The sequence below is a fragment of the Streptomyces sp. NBC_00536 genome (assembly GCF_036346295.1).
Taxonomy (GTDB): Bacteria; Actinomycetota; Actinomycetes; order Streptomycetales; family Streptomycetaceae; genus Streptomyces.
Map to the genome: position 1 here is coordinate 4,534,262 of NZ_CP107819.1, position 17,439 is coordinate 4,551,700.

At 71.2% G+C, this 17,439-nt stretch carries 18 protein-coding genes and 1 riboswitch; of the genes, 10 read left to right on the forward strand and 8 right to left on the reverse strand.

Annotation, left to right across the window (positions count from 1 at the left end; genetic code table 11):
- The first annotated feature begins 22 nt into the window (after positions 1 to 22).
- On the forward strand, positions 23 to 880 hold the full coding sequence (gene otsB / locus OHS33_RS19970) for a trehalose-phosphatase (protein ID WP_330331766.1): 858 nt from the start codon (positions 23 to 25) through the stop codon (positions 878 to 880).
- 423 nt (positions 881 to 1,303) lie between these two features.
- Here otsB and OHS33_RS19975 read toward each other — a convergent pair whose 3' ends face one another.
- A complete protein-coding gene (locus OHS33_RS19975; RefSeq protein WP_330331767.1) occupies positions 1,304 to 2,734 on the reverse strand; it encodes an alpha,alpha-trehalose-phosphate synthase (UDP-forming) in 1,431 nt (476 codons plus the stop codon).
- 70 nt (positions 2,735 to 2,804) lie between these two features.
- The gene (locus OHS33_RS19980) at positions 2,805 to 3,755 is read right to left on the reverse strand and encodes a glucosyl-3-phosphoglycerate synthase (protein WP_330331768.1); all 951 of its coding nucleotides are present in this window, start codon (positions 3,753 to 3,755) and stop codon (positions 2,805 to 2,807) included.
- Between the two features lie 194 nt (positions 3,756 to 3,949).
- Positions 3,950 to 4,100, forward strand: a riboswitch (SAM riboswitch).
- Positions 4,101 to 4,117: 17 nt separating this feature from the next.
- On the opposite strand from OHS33_RS19980, the gene thrC reads away from it, so the two are divergent.
- The 4 genes from thrC (at position 4,118) to groL (ending at position 8,318) form a co-directional block, all read left to right on the forward strand.
- Positions 4,118 to 5,431: a threonine synthase gene (gene thrC / locus OHS33_RS19985; RefSeq protein ID WP_330331769.1), complete on the forward strand. Its 1,314-nt coding sequence runs from the start codon at positions 4,118 to 4,120 to the stop codon at positions 5,429 to 5,431.
- Between the two features lie 45 nt (positions 5,432 to 5,476).
- Positions 5,477 to 5,752, forward strand: coding sequence for a MoaD/ThiS family protein (locus OHS33_RS19990; protein WP_330331770.1), 276 nt, complete (start codon positions 5,477 to 5,479; stop codon positions 5,750 to 5,752).
- A 420-nt stretch (positions 5,753 to 6,172) separates the two neighbouring features.
- On the forward strand, positions 6,173 to 6,379 hold the full coding sequence (locus OHS33_RS19995; protein WP_003967346.1) for a cold-shock protein: 207 nt from the start codon (positions 6,173 to 6,175) through the stop codon (positions 6,377 to 6,379).
- A gap of 316 nt (positions 6,380 to 6,695) precedes the next feature.
- Positions 6,696 to 8,318, forward strand: a complete 1,623-nt coding sequence (gene groL / locus OHS33_RS20000; protein WP_330331771.1) for a chaperonin GroEL — start codon at positions 6,696 to 6,698, stop codon at positions 8,316 to 8,318.
- A gap of 108 nt (positions 8,319 to 8,426) precedes the next feature.
- Here the strand turns inward: groL and OHS33_RS20005 are convergent, their stop codons facing one another.
- On the reverse strand, positions 8,427 to 9,251 hold the full coding sequence (locus OHS33_RS20005; protein ID WP_330331772.1) for a hypothetical protein: 825 nt from the start codon (positions 9,249 to 9,251) through the stop codon (positions 8,427 to 8,429).
- Positions 9,252 to 9,331: 80 nt separating this feature from the next.
- The gene (locus tag OHS33_RS20010) at positions 9,332 to 9,838 is read right to left on the reverse strand and encodes a SigE family RNA polymerase sigma factor (RefSeq protein WP_330331773.1); all 507 of its coding nucleotides are present in this window, start codon (positions 9,836 to 9,838) and stop codon (positions 9,332 to 9,334) included.
- Between the two features lie 138 nt (positions 9,839 to 9,976).
- Here OHS33_RS20010 and OHS33_RS20015 point away from each other — a divergent pair, with 138 nt between their 5' ends.
- The gene (locus tag OHS33_RS20015) at positions 9,977 to 10,585 is read left to right on the forward strand and encodes a phosphoribosylanthranilate isomerase (RefSeq protein ID WP_330331774.1); all 609 of its coding nucleotides are present in this window, start codon (positions 9,977 to 9,979) and stop codon (positions 10,583 to 10,585) included.
- A gap of 165 nt (positions 10,586 to 10,750) precedes the next feature.
- The gene (locus OHS33_RS20020) at positions 10,751 to 11,413 is read left to right on the forward strand and encodes a beta-glucanase (protein ID WP_330335117.1); all 663 of its coding nucleotides are present in this window, start codon (positions 10,751 to 10,753) and stop codon (positions 11,411 to 11,413) included.
- A 13-nt stretch (positions 11,414 to 11,426) separates the two neighbouring features.
- Here OHS33_RS20020 and OHS33_RS20025 read toward each other — a convergent pair whose 3' ends face one another.
- Together OHS33_RS20025 and OHS33_RS20030 are read right to left on the reverse strand one after the other, a co-directional pair.
- Positions 11,427 to 12,368, reverse strand: coding sequence for an RNA polymerase sigma-70 factor (locus tag OHS33_RS20025; RefSeq protein WP_330331775.1), 942 nt, complete (start codon positions 12,366 to 12,368; stop codon positions 11,427 to 11,429).
- Positions 12,365 to 13,582, reverse strand: a complete 1,218-nt coding sequence (locus OHS33_RS20030; protein WP_330331776.1) for an NAD(P)/FAD-dependent oxidoreductase — start codon at positions 13,580 to 13,582, stop codon at positions 12,365 to 12,367. Before OHS33_RS20030 ends, OHS33_RS20025 begins: the two co-directional genes overlap by 4 nt.
- A gap of 335 nt (positions 13,583 to 13,917) precedes the next feature.
- Between OHS33_RS20030 and OHS33_RS20035 the strand changes: the two genes are divergently transcribed.
- Positions 13,918 to 15,489 carry an alpha/beta hydrolase gene (locus tag OHS33_RS20035; RefSeq protein ID WP_330331777.1) on the forward strand — a complete coding sequence of 524 codons (1,572 nt, stop codon included), beginning with the start codon at positions 13,918 to 13,920 and terminating at the stop codon, positions 15,487 to 15,489.
- Here the strand turns inward: OHS33_RS20035 and OHS33_RS20040 are convergent.
- Both OHS33_RS20040 and OHS33_RS20045 read right to left on the reverse strand, forming a co-directional pair.
- On the reverse strand, positions 15,486 to 15,746 hold the full coding sequence (locus tag OHS33_RS20040; RefSeq protein WP_330331778.1) for a DUF397 domain-containing protein: 261 nt from the start codon (positions 15,744 to 15,746) through the stop codon (positions 15,486 to 15,488). The two genes, OHS33_RS20035 and OHS33_RS20040, sit on opposite strands and share 4 nt — an antisense overlap.
- Entirely contained in the window at positions 15,730 to 16,566 is an 837-nt protein-coding gene (locus OHS33_RS20045; RefSeq protein WP_330331779.1) for a helix-turn-helix domain-containing protein, read from the reverse strand. Before OHS33_RS20045 ends, OHS33_RS20040 begins: the two co-directional genes overlap by 17 nt.
- A 114-nt stretch (positions 16,567 to 16,680) precedes the next feature.
- On the opposite strand from OHS33_RS20045, the gene OHS33_RS20050 reads away from it, so the two are divergent.
- Together OHS33_RS20050 and OHS33_RS20055 are read left to right on the forward strand one after the other, a co-directional pair.
- Entirely contained in the window at positions 16,681 to 16,899 is a 219-nt protein-coding gene (locus OHS33_RS20050; protein WP_330331780.1) for a hypothetical protein, read from the forward strand.
- Positions 16,896 to 17,438, forward strand: a complete 543-nt coding sequence (locus tag OHS33_RS20055; protein WP_330331781.1) for an amidase — start codon at positions 16,896 to 16,898, stop codon at positions 17,436 to 17,438. Before OHS33_RS20050 ends, OHS33_RS20055 begins: the two co-directional genes overlap by 4 nt.
- Position 17,439 lies beyond the last annotated feature (1 nt).

The following is a 17,439-nucleotide window of genomic DNA, read 5'->3' on the forward strand; positions in this document are numbered from 1 at the left end:
GGGGACCGTTAGGGTCGAGGGCATGGGGAGCCATCCGCACAGCCTGCCGATGAACCACCTGCCGGTGCCCGTCACCGCCGCCGGACGCGAAGGGCTCGACGCCCTGCTGCGCAACCCGCGCCGGTCCGTGATCGCCCTCGACTTCGACGGCACCCTCGCCGAGATCGTGCCCGACCCCGACCAGGCGCGCGCCCACCCCGACGCCGTGCCCGCGCTCGCCGCGCTCGCACCGCGGGTGGCGTCCGTCGCCGTGATCACCGGGCGGCCCGCCGGGGTCGCCGTCCGCCACGGGGGCTTCGCCGGGGTGCCGGGGCTGGAACACCTCGTCGTCCTCGGCCACTACGGAGCCGAACGCTGGGACGCCGTCACCGGCAGCGTCCACGCCCCCGCCGAACACCCCGGGGTCGCGGCCCTGCGGGCCGAGCTGCCGGGATTCCTCGACTCCATCGGGGCGTGGCGCGGCACCTGGATCGAGGAGAAGGGGCGGGCCCTGGCCGTCCACACCCGCCGCGCCGCGGATCCGGCGGCCGCCTTCGACGCGCTGCGGGGGCCGCTGGCCGAGCTGGCCGCGCGGCACGGGCTGATCGTCGAACCAGGGCGGGCCGTGCTGGAACTCCGTCCGCCGGGGATGGACAAGGGGGTGGCCCTCTCGTCCTACCTCGCGGAGACGGGGGCCGAGGCGGTGCTGTACGCCGGGGACGACCTGGGCGACCTGGCCGCCTTCTCCGCCGTGGAAAAGCTCCGCTCGGACGGGATCCCCGGCCTCCTCCTGTGCAGCGGCTCCGCCGAAGTTCCCGAGCTGGCCGCCCGAGCCGACCTCACCCTCGCGGGCCCGCCCCACATAGCCGCCTTCCTCGCCACCCTGGCCGCCGCCCTCTAGCCCCGGCGGGGGCAGTTTCAGCCGCCCGGCGAGGCTGGATTCGCTGCCCTCGGTGGGCGCCCGCGGCTGCTGGGCCCTCCGGGGGCGCCTCAATCGCCGGCGGGGCTGGGTTTGCCGGCGTGGCCTGCCCGGCAATCCCAGCCCGCCCGGCGTTTGAGGGCCCGCCGGAGGCGACATCGGCCCGCACGGCGATAGACCGAGCTGCGGCCGGTTCGCCCTCCGGGGGCGCCTCAAACGCCGGCGGGGCTGGATTCGCTGGGCCGGTGGGCACCCCCAGCCGCCCGGCGTTTGAGGGCCCGCCGGAGGCAAGATCAGCCCGCGCGGCGATTGAGCGCACGAGGTCAGCCTGCCCGGCGATTGAGGGCAGATCCTCAGCCCGCGCGGCGATTGAGCGCATGGGTCAGCCCGCCCGGCGATTGAGGGCTAAGCGAGGGCGGTGAGTTGGGCGGTGAGCCAGGACGCCGGGGGGAGGGCGGTGGCGGTCGCCGCCAGGCGTTTGGTGCGCTCGGCGCGCTCGCCGTCCGGCATGGACAGGGCAGCGTGCAGTGCGGAGGCCGTCTCCGTGACGTCGTACGGGTTCACCGTCAGCGCATCCGAGTGGAGCTCCTCGTACGCCCCCGCCCCGGAGGACAGCACCAGCACGCACCCCGCCTCCGACACCACCGGAATCTCCTTCGCGACCAGGTTCATCCCGTCCCGCACGGGATTCACCAGAGCCACGTCCGCGAGCCGGTACGCCGCCAGGGAGCGCGCGAAGTCGTCCTCGACGGAGACGATCACCGGCTGCCAGTCCGGGGTGGCGAACTCCGTGTTGATCTCCGCGGCCAGCTCCCGCACGGACTCCGTGTACGCCCGGTACACGGCCAGGTCCTGCCGCGAGGGGTAGGCGGACGCCAGGTGCACCACGCGCCCGCGCCATTCGGGCCGGGTGGTCAGCAGTTCCCGGTAGGCGAGCAGCCCGCGCAGGATGTTCTTCGACAGTTCGGTGCGGTCCACGCGGACGATCGTCTTGCGCCCGGCGACCTCCGCCCGCAGCGCGGCCAGTTTGTCGTTGACCTCGGGCCGGTGCGCCAGCGCGCGCAGTTCGTCGCCGTCCACGCCGAGCGGGAAGACCCGTACCGCGGTGGTCCGGCGCGACCAGACCGCGTACCGCCGGTGGTCGATGTCGTCGCCGTCCACCGTGACCACGCCGTAGCGGTCGTCCATCTCCGCCATCGATGCCAGGAACGCTCCGGCCCAGGTCCCCGTGTGGAAGCCGACCAGGTCCGCGCCGAGCATGCCCCAGGCCAGCTCCTCGCGGACGTGCGTGGGCAGGACGCGCAGGTAGTCGGGGGAGGCCCACGGAGTGTGGGTGAAGTGCGCGATCAGCAGGTCGGGCCGCAGCAGGCGCAGCATGCCGGGCACCAGCGCCAGGTGGTAGTCCTGCACCAGGACCCGCGCGCCCGGCCCCGCCTCCTCGGCCAGCGCCTCGGCGAAGGCCCGGTTGTAGGCGATGTACGACTCCCAGGCCCGGTGGAACGCCGCGTCGAAGACGGGCTCGCGCGGAATGTCGTACAGGTGGTGGTGGGTGAACCAGAGCACCGAATTGGCGATGGAGTTGTAGGCGTCGTCATAGACCGCCGGGTCGATGTCCAGCATGCGCACGCCCGGCTCGGCGACCCCCCGGCGCACCGCCTCGCGGTCCGCCTCCGAGAGCGCCGCGCAGATCCACAGCGCCTCCGGCTGCTGGGCGAGGGCGGCGGAGAGGCCGGAGACGAGACCGCCCCCGCCGCGCCGGGCACTGAGCGTGCCTTCGGCGTCGAGGGCGTACGAGAGCGGGCCGCGGTTGGCGGCGACGAGTACCTGAGAGGCCATGCGGGCAACCTAGCCCGGCCGACGTTCCCTCAAACCGTGAGTCCCGTCATGCGGCGCGCCGGGGCACCCGTCAGGCCACGCGCCGGTGGGCGTACTCCTCCACGTCCCGCATCGGCGGCCGCTCCACCGTGTCCACCGGGTAGGTGTGCGGTTCGAAGCCGTCCGGCCCGCGCTCGAACTGGGTCAGCTCCGGCCGTACGAGGTGCCCGCGCGAGAGCCGCAGCTGCGCGGTCCGGTAGATCGCGGCGGCCATCCGGCCCAGCGCCCGCCCGTCCTGGTGGCGGTGCAGCCGTACGCCGACGTCGACCTGGGCGAGCGCGTCCAGGCCGGCCGTGTGCAGCGCGTCCACGAGCAGCCCCAGCTCGACGCCGTAGCCGACGGGGAACGGCAGCCGCTCCAGCAGGGAGCGGCGTACGGCGTACTCGCCGCCCAGCGGCTGGACGAATCCGGCCAGCTGCGGCCAGTGCAGGTTCAGCAGCGGGCGGGCCACCAGTTCGGTGACCCGGCCGCCCTGGCCGGGCGCGTCGCCGAGCGGGCGGTCGTACATCGCCTTGACGAACTGCACGTCCGGCTCGGTCAGCAGCGGGCCGACGATCCCGGAGACGAAGGCGGCGGAGAAGTCGCGCAGGTCGGCGTCGACGAAGCAGACGATGTCCCCGCTGGTGACCAGGAGCGAGCGCCACAGCACCTCGCCCTTGCCGGGCAGGGCCGGGACCCGCGGCAGGATGTCGTCGCGGTGCACCACGCGGGCGCCGGCCTTGGCCGCGACCTCGGAGGTGCGGTCGCTCGACCCGGAGTCGATGACGACGAGTTCGTCGACGAGCGGTACGGGCAGGGAATCCATCAGGTCACGGCGGATGACCTCGACGATCGCGCCGACCGTCGCCTCCTCGTCGAGAGCGGGCAACACGACACTGACCCTGATGCCCGATGCCCGCTTGGCCGAAAGTAGCCGCTCCAGCGGTCGGTCGGTGGCGGACCAGGAGCGGGCCCCCAGCCAGCGCTCCACCTCTTCCAGCACCTTCAGCACTCCCTGATTCAGTGGTGTCCCGGCCATCGTTATGGCCGAAATATGATCCATCTCGCGGTTTGGACGGCTGTCTCAACCATCCATGCCTTCGGTTACAGTCTTGAACAACGCGGAGGACCATCGCATGTCGGGGGTCCCCACGTACAAACGCACGGGTGCGCCGCCAAGGCGCGTTCGCGCCATACCGCTCATCCAGAGGGGCAGAGGGATACGGCCCGTTGAAGCCCCGGCAACCCTCCAGTCGGTCTCGCGATTTTTGCAAAGTCAGCGAGGTCCCCGGCTAGGGAAGGTGCCAAATCCGTCTCGTGGCGAAGTGCGCCACGGGGAAGATGAGGAGAAAGGGCCTCGCCGTCATGTCTGCACAGACTGTCGCCACCTCTGCCGCGACCACCACTTCCGCCACTTCTGCTGCGACCACCGTCGATCTCGGACCCGCCGTCGCGCTTTCCTGCCGCGAATGTGCCACCCGCTTCGAACTGGGTCCCATTTTCGCCTGCGCCGAGTGTTTCGGCCCCCTGGAAGTCGCCTACGAGCTTCCGGCCGGTGACCCCGAAGCGCTGCGCGCCGCGATCGAGGCCGGCCCGGCCAACATCTGGCGCTACGCCCCGCTGCTGCCCGTCCCCGCCGACGTGGCCTCGAAGCCGAACCTGAACCCGGGCTTCACCAAGCTCGTGGACGCCGAGAACCTGGCCAAGGAGCTGGGCGTCACCGGCAAGCTCTACGTCAAGGACGACTCCGGCAACCCGACGCACTCCTTCAAGGACCGGGTCGTCGCGATCGCCGTCGAGGCCGCCCGCGCCTTCGGCTACACCACGCTCTCCTGCTCCTCCACGGGCAACCTGGCCGGGGCCGTCGGCGCCGCCGCCGCCCGCGCCGGACTGCGCTCCTGCGTGTTCATCCCGCACGACCTGGAGCAGGGCAAGGTCGTCATGGCCGGCGTGTACGGCGGTGACCTGGTCGGCATCGAGGGCAACTACGACGACGTCAACCGCTTCTGCTCCGAACTGATCGGCGACCCGCTCGGCGAGGGCTGGGGCTTCGTCAACGTCAACCTGCGCCCGTACTACGGCGAGGGCTCCAAGACGCTGGCGTACGAGATCTGCGAGCAGCTCGGCTGGCAGCTGCCCGACCAGATCGTCATCCCGATCGCGTCCGGCTCGCAGCTCACGAAGATCGACAAGGGCCTCCAGGAGCTGATCAAGCTCGGCCTGGTCGAGGACAAGCCGTACAAGATCTTCGGCGCCCAGGCCGAGGGCTGCTCGCCCGTCTCGACCGCCTTCAAGGCCGGTCACGACGTGGTCCGCCCGCAGAAGCCGGACACCATCGCCAAGTCGCTGGCCATCGGCAACCCGGCCGACGGCCCGTACGTCCTGGACATCGCCCGCCGTACGGGCGGCTACGTCGAGGACGTCAACGACACGCAGGTCGTCGAGGCCATCAAGATCCTGGCGCAGACCGAGGGCATCTTCGCCGAGACCGCGGGCGGCGTGACCGTCGGCGTGACGAAGAAGCTCATCGAGAACGGGCAGCTCGACCCGGCGCTCACCACCGTGATCCTGAACACCGGTGACGGCCTCAAGACCCTGGAGGCGGTGGCCGGCGACAGCGGCCAGACCGCCACCATCCGCCCGAGCCTGGACGCGTTCCGCGCCGCCGGCCTGGCGTGACCACCCTCCCGACCGTCCTCTGACCCCCGGAAAGGCAGTAGCGCCATGAGCGTCAACGTCCGCATCCCCACCATCCTGCGCACCTACACCGGCGGCCAGGCCGAGGTCCCCGCCGAGGGCGCGACCCTCAGCGAGGTCATCGACTCCCTGGAGCAGAGCCACCCGGGCATCGCCGCCCGCGTGCTCGACGACCAGGGCAAGCTGCGCCGCTTCGTGAACGTCTACGTGAACGACGACGACGTGCGCTTCGAGAGCGGGCTGCAGACGCCGACGCCCGACGGCGTGGGTGTCTCGATCATTCCCGCCGTCGCGGGCGGCTGAGCCGCTCCTTGTAGGCCCGCCTTGTAGGCCTGCCGAGCAGGCGAAAACCTGAATTGCCCCCTCCGGTAAGAAACGGAGGGGGCAATTCTGCTTGGTTGGGCGCGGTAGAGTTGGGGAAGTCCCCGCCGCTGTTCTTGCCCGCCGCATATGAACGGGTCGCGGAAGGGTTGACATTGAGTCAACATGCAGGCGCGCTATGGGTCGTTGGCGCAGTTTGTCCGGCCCGAGTTGCCCCGGAAGATTCCTAATTTTCACCCTATTTCAATCTATTGGCGTGTCCGGATTTCTCGTCGGAATGACCTGTCGCAGACAGCAGCGGTGCGGATACATTCAGCCCCGGTCGAGGCGTTCCGGCGCAAGTTCTGACCCGGGTCCGCGAAGTGCGGTCCTGCGCAAGGGCCAGTAATAGGGGAGTTAGGCATGGCTCAGGGCACCGTCAAGTGGTTCAACGCGGAGAAGGGCTACGGCTTCATCGCGGTCGACGGTGGTGCGGATGTGTTCGTCCACTACAGCGCCATCCAGATGGACGGATACCGCACCCTTGAAGAGGGTCAGCGGGTCGAGTTCGAGATCTCGCAGGGCCAGAAGGGTCCGCAGGCGGACATGGTCAAGCTCGCAGTCGGCTAGCCGGAGCGATCGACCACCGACAGACGAACACGAGGGGCCCGCATCCTGAGACAGGGGATGCGGGCCCCTCGTACGCCCGGCCCGCGCCCGGCCCCGTCGTTCACCGGCTGTTCCCCGAAGCCGCTTGCACTCGGGGGTGCCGAGTGCTAATCATTGGCGTTAGCACTCTCCTGGTGAGAGTGCTACTAAACGAGGACCGGGTCGGTGAGGCCCAGCGAGTCTGGCGGGAAGGAACCGGCAGGCTCAACAGGCCGTCCGTCGCGGGCGCGGGCGCGGTCCAGGAGCAATCCACCGCTGTCCGGGAGGACCACTTCAGATGGCCAAGATCATTGCGTTCAACGAGGAGGCCCGGCGCGGTCTCGAGCGAGGCATGAACCAGCTCGCCGACGCCGTCAAGGTCACCCTTGGCCCCAAGGGTCGCAACGTCGTCCTTGAGAAGAAGTGGGGCGCCCCCACGATCACCAACGATGGTGTCTCCATCGCCAAGGAGATCGAGCTCGAGGACCCGTACGAGAAGATCGGCGCCGAGCTGGTCAAGGAAGTCGCCAAGAAGACGGATGACGTCGCCGGTGACGGTACGACCACGGCCACCGTGCTGGCCCAGGCGCTCGTCCGCGAGGGCCTGCGCAACGTAGCCGCCGGTGCGAACCCGATGGCCCTCAAGCGTGGTATCGAGAAGGCCGTCGAGGCCGTCTCCGCCGCCCTGCTGGCCCAGGCCAAGGATGTCGAGACCAAGGAGCAGATCGCTTCTACGGCCTCCATCTCCGCCGCCGACACCCAGATCGGCGAGCTCATCGCCGAGGCGATGGACAAGGTCGGCAAGGAAGGCGTCATCACGGTCGAGGAGTCGCAGACCTTCGGCCTGGAGCTTGAGCTCACCGAGGGCATGCGCTTCGACAAGGGCTACATCTCGGCGTACTTCGCCACCGACATGGAGCGCATGGAGTCGTCCCTCGACGACCCGTACATCCTGATCGTCAACTCCAAGATCGGCTCGGTCAAGGACCTGCTGCCGCTCCTGGAGAAGGTCATGCAGTCCGGCAAGCCGCTGCTGATCATCGCCGAGGACGTCGAGGGCGAGGCTCTGTCGACCCTGGTCGTCAACAAGATCCGCGGCACCTTCAAGTCCGTCGCCGTCAAGGCTCCGGGCTTCGGCGACCGCCGCAAGGCCATGCTCGGTGACATCGCCATCCTCACGGGCGGCACCGTCATCTCCGAGGAGGTCGGCCTCAAGCTGGAGAACGCGGGCCTCGACCTGCTCGGCCGCGCCCGCAAGGTCGTCATCACCAAGGACGAGACCACGATCGTCGACGGCTCCGGCGACAGCGACCAGGTCCAGGGTCGCGTCAACCAGATCCGCGCCGAGATCGAGAACTCCGACTCGGACTACGACCGCGAGAAGCTCCAGGAGCGCCTCGCGAAGCTGGCCGGCGGCGTGGCCGTCATCAAGGCCGGTGCCGCGACGGAGGTTGAGCTCAAGGAGCGCAAGCACCGCATCGAGGACGCCGTCCGCAACGCCAAGGCGGCCGTCGAAGAGGGCATCGTCGCCGGTGGCGGCGTGGCCCTGCTCCAGGCCTCCGCGGTCTTCGAGAAGCTCGAGCTCACCGGCGACGAGGCGACCGGCGCCAACGCCGTCAAGCTCGCGCTGGAGGCCCCGCTCAAGCAGATCGCCGTCAACGGTGGTCTCGAGGGTGGCGTCGTCGTCGAGAAGGTGCGCAACCTGCCGATCGGTCACGGCCTGAACGCCGCGACCGGCGAGTACGTCGACATGATCGCCGAGGGCATCATCGACCCGGCGAAGGTCACCCGCTCCGCGCTGCAGAACGCGGCGTCGATCGCGGCCCTCTTCCTCACCACCGAGGCCGTCATCGCCGACAAGCCCGAGAAGGCCGGTGCCCCCGCGGGCGGCGGCATGCCGGGCGGTGACATGGACTTCTGATCCGCCCCGGGCTCCGGCCCGACGGTTGATCGGCTGTTCTTCGAACGAGGGCGGCACTCCCCACGGGGGGTGCCGCCCTCGGGCGTTTATTTGAGATGTTTCGTTGGCTCAGCCGACGGCGCCCAGGACCGGTGCCCAGACGGCGCCGGTGAGGGCGGCCTCCGCCTGCTCCTCGGAGAGCGGGGGAGCGGGCCGGGTCGCCTTCGGGAACACGCCGCCGCCGGTGCCGCCGCCGGGGCTGTTCCACTGCACCATCTGAACCTGCGCGCCGGTTGCCTTCAGGGTGACCGTCATCGTCCAGCGGTGGGCGGTGTCGGCCCGGACCGGCTGCTCCGCCGCGGTCTTCTCCCACATCACCAGCGCCCCGCCGGGGACCGCGGCGCTGCTCGGCAGCTCGCGCAGCTCGCAGGTGTCACCCTTGGCCCGCTTGGGCGTCCGCTTCTCCTCGCAGTTCAGCCCGTCGCCGTCCCTGAGCGGCAGCTTGAGCCGCAGGGCCGAGACGCCGACGTAGGCGACGCCGTGCCCGTCGTCTACGGCCATGCCGCCGTTGGCGACGTACCCGGCGGACGGATCCGCGGGGTTGTTGCTCTGCCCGGTCTTCTCGCTGAACCGGCCCCCGGGGAGCGACTGTTCCACGGCCGCGATCATCTGGTCGCCGCTGACCGCGGAGCGGGGCAGCGCCAGCGCCGCCGGTTCCATGTCGGACCCGGTGGAGAAGGTCCCGGGGAAGGCCCCGGAGAGCATGCCGGGGAGCATCAGGGCGCCCACCGCGAGCGCGGCGCAGGCGCCGACCCCGGCCGTGATCCCGGCGTTGCGCCGGCGCCGGCGGCTGCGGCCGCGCTGGACGGCTCCGCCGACGAGCGCGGTGAGGTCGGGTTCGAGGGAGTCCGTCGTGCGGTTCAGGGCGTGGGCGAGGTCTGTTTCGAACGGCATGGTGGCATCCGGCATGGTGGCGTCACTTCTCTTTCGCTGGTGGGGGCGTTGCGGCGGCACGGGCCCGCGGGCTCCGGCGCTCACCGCGGAACCAGGTCGGACAGGCTGTCGCCGAGCAGCGCGCGCAGCCTGCCGAGTGCCCGGGTGCCCTGGGAGCGGACCGCGCCGTTGCTCAGCCGGAGCATCTTGGCGGTCTCCTCGATGGTGTGGCCCTCCCAGTAGCGCAGCAGCATCACCGCCCGGTCGCGGGGCGGCAGTTGGCCGAGCGCGTCCAGCAGGGTGATCCGCAGCGCGGCGTCGGGACCGGCCTGCGGGCTGTCGGGGATGTTCCCGGTCGGGCGCTCGCCGGTGCTGCGCCGACGCCGCATGCTGAGGAACGTACGGACCAGGACCGTCTGGGCGTAGGCCGCCGGGCTGTCCGCGCGGGCCACCCGGCTCCAGTGCACGTACAGCCGGCTCAGGGTCTCCTGGACCAGGTCCTCGGCGAGATGGGTGTCGCCGGCCGCGAGTGCGTACGCCGAGCGGTAGAGCGCCTTCGCCCGCCCGGCCACGAATTCCAGGTACGCCTCCTCCTGTGCTGATGTCACGCGGTCCCCGCCCGTTCTCTTGCTCAGTGATCCCCGCATACCCCTGATGACTACGCGAGGGGACAGGATGTCGCGCGGCCGGGAGTTCTTTCTCGGTCTCCTGCGCTCGTTCTCCTGTGCGGGTGGTTGACTGCGGGCATGACTGACGTGTTCATCAAGATCTGCGGGCTGCGGACCGCGGCGGACGTCGACGTGGCCGTGGCCGCGGGGGCCGACGCCATCGGGTTCGTCTTCGCCGCGGGCAGCCCGCGTACGGTCGACACCGCGTCCGCTCGCGAGCTGGCGGCCCGGGTCCCGGCGGGGGTGCTCACGGTCGGGGTGTTCCGGGGGCAGCCGGTGGACGAGGTGCGCCGGCTGGCAGAGGAGAGCGGTGTGCGGGGCGTGCAGCTGCACGGGGAGGAGGGGCCTGGGGACTTCGCGGCGCTGCGCGCCGAGGGCCGGACCCTGCTGCGGGCCACCGCCGAGCGCGTGGAGCGGTGCGGGGAGTACGGGGAGGACCTGCTCCTGCTCGACGCCCCCGACCCGGGCTCCGGCAAGCCCTGGAACTGGGGATCGGACGAGTTCACCGCCCCCGAGGGGCACTGGCTGCTGGCGGGCGGGCTGACGCCGGGCACCGTGCGGGAAGCGGTACGGGCCACGGGGGCGTGGGGCGTCGACGTGTCCAGCGGGGTGGAGAGCGCGCGCGGGGTCAAGTCCCCCGAGCTGATCCGGGCGTTCATCGAGGCGGCCCGGAGCAGCCACCGCTAGTCGCGTAGTCGCACATCGTGTTGGTGTGATTACTCTGAGCGAGAACTTGGGTGTGGGGCGGCGCCGGGCGGGCAGACCGGAACCATGGTCTCGGACATGCTCGAACGACTGTGGCGGCTGACCCGCCACCTCGCCCCGAGGGAGGGCGGCGGCGGGGGGCTGTTCATGCCGCGCCCGCGCCGCACTCCCGTCTTCACCGCCGACTTCACCTCTCCCGCCCAGTGGATCGCGGGCCGCTCGTGGGCCTATCCCGACGGCGGCCCGGTCAATCCGGGCGACAACAAGCTGGACCACCTCGTCGAAGACCCCGCGTACAGCCGGGGCGGGGTCTTCCGGGCCACCCTGCGCCCCGACGGCGACTGGGACAGCGGGCTGCTCACCACCGAGGGCAGCGACGAGGGCTTCATGGTGCGCACCGGCGATGTGCTGGAGGCCCGGGTGAAGCTGCCCGTGGGGCGGGGCGCCTGGCCCGCGATCTGGACCTGGCGGGACGGCGGCCAGGAGATCGACGTCTTCGAGTACCACCCCGACAACCCGGACCTGCTGGAGCTGTCGAACCACGTCCGCGAGGCGCACCGCTACCACCGCGACCCGGTGATCCGGCCTGGGGAGTGGGTCGACCTCAAGGTCGAATTCGGCAAGTCCTCGGTCATCTGGTGGGTCAACGGCGCCCGGGTCTTCAGCGACGGCCGGGGCGTGGGCCGCTCCTGGCACGCCTACCTCGTCGTCAACCTCTCGGTCTCGGCGGGCCGCTACCACCCGGCCCCGGAGCCGGGGGTCACTGAGCTGTCGTATGAGGTGACGGGGCTGCGGGTGTACCGGAGCTAGGCCTGGGCCTGGGTCAGGCGTGCCGGGTGCCGTCGGTGATGGCGTGGAGCTTGTCGGGGTTGGCCACGTTGTGGATGGTCGAGATGCGGCCTTCCTGGTCGAAGTCGAAGGTCAGCGTGGCGATCACGCGGTCCGGGCCGCGGAAGACCACGCCCGGGCCGCCGTTGACCGAGGTGAGTTCCGCGCGCATCTGCCCGGGCTCGATGCCCTGGTAGGTCACCGTGCCGAGCGCGGCGAACCAGCGGGCCACGGTCTCCAGGCCGATGACCGGCTTGAGGGCCTGGCGGACCTTGCCGCCGCCGTCGGTCCACAGCGTCACGTCCGGGGAGAGCAGCTCCATGAGCGTGTTGATGTCGCCTCCCGTCGCCGCCGCGAAGAACCGCTCGGTGACATCGCGTTGGCGGGCGCGGTCCGCGGTGAAGCGGGGCCTGCGGGCCTGGACGTGCTCGCGGGCGCGGTGGGCGGCCTGCCGGACGGCCGCCTCCGAGCGTTCCATCGCGTCCGCTATCTCCGCGTAGCTGAAGGCGAAGGCCTCCTTCAGGACGAAGACCGCGCGCTCCAGGGGGCTCAGGGTCTCCAGGACGACCAGCAGGGCCGTGGAGACCGAGTCGGCCATGGCGACGCCGTCGGCGGTGTCCGGGCCGGTGAGGATCGGCTCGGGGAGCCAGGGGCCGACGTAGGTCTCGCGCTGGTGGCGGGTCGAACGCAGCCGTTCCATCGCCAGGTTGGAGACGATCCGGGTCAGGTAGGCCTTGGGGTCGGCGACCTGGGACCGGTCGGCCGACGACCACTTGAGCCAGGCGTCCTGGACCGCGTCCTCGGCGTCGGCGGCGGAGCCGAGGAGGCGGTAGGCGACGGAGAAGAGCAGGGTCCGGTACTCCTGGAAGGCGAGCTGGTCGGGACCGGTCTGCTCCGGACCGGTCGACTGCGGGCCGGTCTGCTGCGGCTGGGTCATTTGGCGCTCCGAATCTTCGTGTAGCGGCCGCCGTGCGGCCAGAACGCGCCCGAGGCGGGCATCTTCTTCATGCGGGCGAAGGTCGGCCACGGCGCGGCGCTGACCGTCTCCTTGTACTTCGCCGCCCGCTTGCCGGTCAGCACGATCCGGCGCGGGCTGTCGTCGGGGCGGGTGAACTGCACGACGGCGTCGCCCCGGCCCAGGCTGACGGGCGTGTGGTAGTAGCCGAAGCGGAAGGGCTTGGGCTCCTTCCCGGCCAGTACCCGCAGGATCGAGAGGGCCGCGTGCACACCGGTGGGCATGCCGCCCTGGCAGGTCCCGTGCATCACGCCGTAGCCCTGGCGGATCGCCGCCGCGTCGCCCACGGCGTAGACCTCGGGGTGGGAGACCGAGCGCAGCGCGCTGTCGGTGACCACCCGGCCGCGCTCGTCGACGGTCAGGCCCGCGGCGGTGGCCAGCGGGGAGACGCGGGTGCCGCTGGTCCACAGCACCGCGTCCGCCGGAATGCCGGTGCCGTCCGCGAGTTCGACGCTGTCCGGCAGCACCTTGACCACCTCGACGCCGGCGAGCACCCGCACGCCGAGCCGGGCGAGCGCCGCGTCCAGGTGGGCCTTGGCCTTCGGGTGCATGCCCGCGCCCGGCTCCTGCCGCCCCAGCAGCACCACCTGGAGTTCCGGGTGCCGCTCGGCGATCTCCGCGGCGGCTTCGATGCCGGTGAGGCCGCTGCCGCCGACCACGACGGTCCCGCCGTCGAGCCGGGTCAGCCGGGTCAGCCGGTCGGCGAGGAGGGCCGCGTCCTGCGGGCTGTTGAAGGTGTAGGCGTGGTCGTCGACGCCGGGGACGGTGACGGTGTCCGCGATGCTGCCCAGGCCGTAGACCAGGGTGTCGTAGCGCAGCACCCGGTCGTCGTCGATCCGTACGGTCTTCGCGTCGGCGTCCACGGCGGTGACCCAGCCGCGGACGAAGGCGGCGCCGGTGCCGTCGAGCAGCTCCGGGATGTTCATCTCGGCCGTCTCCTGGCCGGTCGCGGTCATGTGCAGCCGGAGCCGCTCGGTGAAGGTGTCGTACGGGTTGACCAGCGTCACGCGCAGGTTCCCGCGCTTCCTGGTGCGGGCCGCGAGCTGGATCGCCGTGGAGAGCCCGGCGTAACCGGCGCCCAGGACCAGAACCTCGTGGACCGGAACCTCGTGCCGCTGCGCTGTCGTCGTGTCCATCGCTGCGCTGCCTCTTTCGTGTCGGTCGTTCCCGCCGTGCGTACGACCACCAGACGCAAGCTGCCCTTCCGTTCGTGACATGGAGGCGATGTGACCCGCGTCACCGCGACGCGGCATTCAATCATGATCGAACTGGTAGCCGGAAGGCGGGCTGATGGGCGCGGGCCCGCCAGGGCGGGTTCCAGGCCGACCGGGCCGCCGGTCCCGGGTGGGGCCGGGAGTGGGAGCGGGGTCCTCGTGCCCGTGGGCGATGCGCCGTACCGGGGCCGGTTCCTAGCCTCGGGGCATGCGACCGGGCGAAGCGGCCGGGCGTACGCGACCAGCCAAGGAGACCCATGCCCACCCTCAGCCCCGCCGCGCGCCTCGCATCCGCCGTGGGCCTCGCCCTCACCGCCTGCCTGACCGCCTCCCCCGCCCCGGCCGCGGCCGCCGGGGCGGGGGCCGCTGCCGAGGACGGGGCCGGGCTCGACCGGTATTACGGGCAGCGCCTCGGCTGGGGCACCTGCGCCGAGGGCCCCGCCGACGCCGCGGGCCGCGATCTCGACAAGGCTGGCGTGCAGTGCGCGGACGTGACCGTACCGCTGGACTACGCCGCCCCCCGGGGCCGGACGATCACCGTTGCGGTGTCCCGGCTCAAGGCCACCGACACCCGTCACCGCATCGGTTCGATCCTGCTGAACAACGGCGGCCCGGGCGGTCCCTCGGTCCCGTCACCGCCGGTCGTCCGCACGGCGATGAAGGAGGTCGGCGCGCGCTACGACATCGTCGGTTTCGACCCGCGCTTCGTCGGCCGCAGCACTCCGCTGGACTGCGGCTGGACCGTCGGCACGTCCTGGTTCTCGGCCGGGGCCAGCCGGACGGCCTTCGACCGTCAGGTCGCGCTGCAGAAGGGCCTGGCCGACAAGTGCCGCGCCGCCGACCCCTCGGTGCTGCCGCACATCAGCACCCGCAACACGGCCCGGGACATGGACGTCATCCGCGGCGCGCTCGGCGAGCGGAAGATCTCCTACCTCGGCTACTCGTACGGGACTTACCTCGGCACGGTCTACACCCAGATGTTCCCCGGCCGCTACGACCGGATGGTGCTCGACGGAGCCATCGCCCCGGACGACTTCGGCCCGCGGCTGCTGAAGGGCTCCGAGCGCGAGAACGAGAAGGCCCTCGCGGACTGGGCCGCCTGGGCGGCGGAGCGCCACGACACCTACGGCCTCGGGCGCACCCGCGCCGAGGTGCTCGCCACCGTCGGCCGTGTGGTCGCGGCCGCCGCGCGCGAGCCGCTGACCGTCGGCATCGGCGCCGACACCTTCCGGATCGACGACAGCCAGGTGCCGGTGCTCCTCTTCAGCGCCATCGGGGACGACAGGGACCCCACGCGGGCCTTCCTCGGCGAGCAGATGTCCGTACTGGACAAGGCCGCCCGGGGCGCGGCGCCGACCTCGCTGTCGCCCGACTTCGCCGCGACGCTCCGCTACCTGCTGCACGGCGATGCCCAGCCCTCGGGCGTGCAGGCCGCGGTCATCTGCGGGGACGTGGCCGCACCGCGCCACCCCGAGGTCTACTGGCGGGACATCGAGCGCAGCCGGACCGCGCACCCGCTGTTCGGCCCGCTGACCCACAACATCGGGCCGTGCGCCTTCTGGGACCGGCCGCGCGAAGAGCCCACGCAGGTGCGGCGCGATGCCCCTGTGCTGATCGTCGCCGCCACGGGTGATCCGCGCACCACGTACAGGGGCAGTGCCGAGCTGCGCCGCATGCTGCCGAGTTCCCGGATGGTCACCCTTGAGGGCGCCAACCGGCACGCCCTCTTCGGGCGCTACGGCAACGACTGCGTGGACGACCGGGTCAACGCGTACCTGGCCTCCGGAGAACTGCCGTCGAAGGACCAGACCTGCGTCAAGCGGCCCTAGAGGGTGGTGACGAAGGCCGACCACGCGGGGGTGGCGAAGGCCAGGTGGGGGCCGTCGGGACGCTTCGAGTCCCGGACGGGGACGATGTCGGGGTGGCCGTGGTCTTCGGCTACCTCGACGCACTCGCCACCGTTGCCGCCGCTGTACGTGGACTTCCGCCAGGTGGCCATCTCCAGGCAGTCGCCGCCGTCACCGCCGCTGTAGCTGGACTTGTGCCACCGGGCCGTCGAGAGGTCGTACTCACGTGTGCTGGTCATTCTCGAAATCCTCCGCCACCGATTCGATCATGGCCAGTGATTCGCGCGGCGACAGCGCATTGGCCGTGAGGAGATCGTAGGTCAGCCTGTGTTTGGCGACCGTTGCCGGGTCGTCGAACAGCTGCCCCGTTCCCATGCCTTGGATGTAGGCCAGTGGGGGTGCACCGTCGAAAGTCATCAACTTGAGGGAGCCCAACAGGCCTGCGTGCAGGCCCGCACTGAACGGGAGCACCTGCACGATGATCCGGCGCGACCGGATCAGCGACGCGATGTGTCGTAGGTTCTCGGCGAGCACGGCTGTGTGCTCGCCCGCCCGGCGAAGGATCGCCTCGTCGAGCACGCACCACATCAGCGGGGTTGTTGGGTCATCGAGCAGCGCGGCACGGTCCAGCCGATTCTTGACCAGCTCGTCGATGACGTCCTCGGTCGCTGTCGGCTGGTAGGCGCGGCAGATGGCGCGGGCGTACGCCTCCGTCTGCAACAGCCCCGGGATGATCAGCGGCGCGTACTCCCGGATGCCCGTCGCCAGCGCTTCGGCCTCGGCCGCCTCGGCGAAGTGATCGGGGTACTTCGACTTCGCCGCCGCCTCGCAGTTGCGGGCGAAGAAGCCGTCCGTCTTGAGGATTTCATCGATCCGGCGCGCGATGTCGAGGTGCATGCGCCGCGTACCGGCTTCGAGCTGGCCGATGAACGAGCCGCTGACGAAGAGGGGTTCGCCGAGTTCGGCCTGGGTGAGGCCCGCGCGTTCGCGGGCCACGCGGAGTTCCGCGCCGAGCAGGGCGCGGGGTGAGGTGGAGGGGTCCAGGGGCTTAGGTGGCATGCCAACTCCTTGGTCAACACGTCCCGTTGTTGCGGGGTTCGCATTGAAAGGCTACCGAGCCGGTCGCCACTCTGTGTGCGGAAGTTGATTACTCAGAGCGAAAGGTGACATGTCATGGTGATGACCCCGAAGGAGCGGCGCCGGGCGGCGGAGGAGGCCGTCGGCCAGCTCAAGGAGGCGCTGGACGGCGTCGGGGTGGTGTTCCCGTCCCTCGGGGTGGACGTGGTGTCGGCGGCCGGGACGTACGGGCTCCCGCTGGTCGATCTCGGCCGGTGCAACCTGGACACGGCGATGCGGCTGGCGGCCGTGCTCCACGAGCGGGCCCACCCGTGACCGGGGCGCCTGGGCCGGCGGGGGCGCAGCGGTTCACGCTGGTCCACTGTCCGGTGGACGACTTCCCGGGCTTCGACGACCCGAGGTACGACCCGATCAGGGCGGCGCCGCCGGAAGGGTGCGTGGTCGAGGACATCGGCGGGTACTTCGGGCTGCGCTGCGAGCGGCCGGGTGTGCGGCTCCTGGACGCCGTTGGCGAGACCTGCCGTGAGATCCGGGTCCGGTACGGGCTGCTGATGACCGACCTCGGCATCGAGAAGCTCTGGGAGTGGTCGGCGGACGGTACGGACGGCTGGGGCGCGGAGATCGTGGGCCAACTGCTGCTGATGGCCGCCGAGCGGGGCCCGAAGCTCGGCTACAGCGTCGATGACCTGGTCCGGTTCCTGCGTACGGCTGCCGAATCCGAGAGTGGGAGTGCGGGCCTGGACGAACTCATCGCCCACTTCGAGGAGGTCAACGGCCCGGCCGACCCGCAGGACGTCGCGGCCAAGCGGGCCAGGCTCAGCGGCCCTCCGCTCCACGAGCGGGCCCACCCGTGAC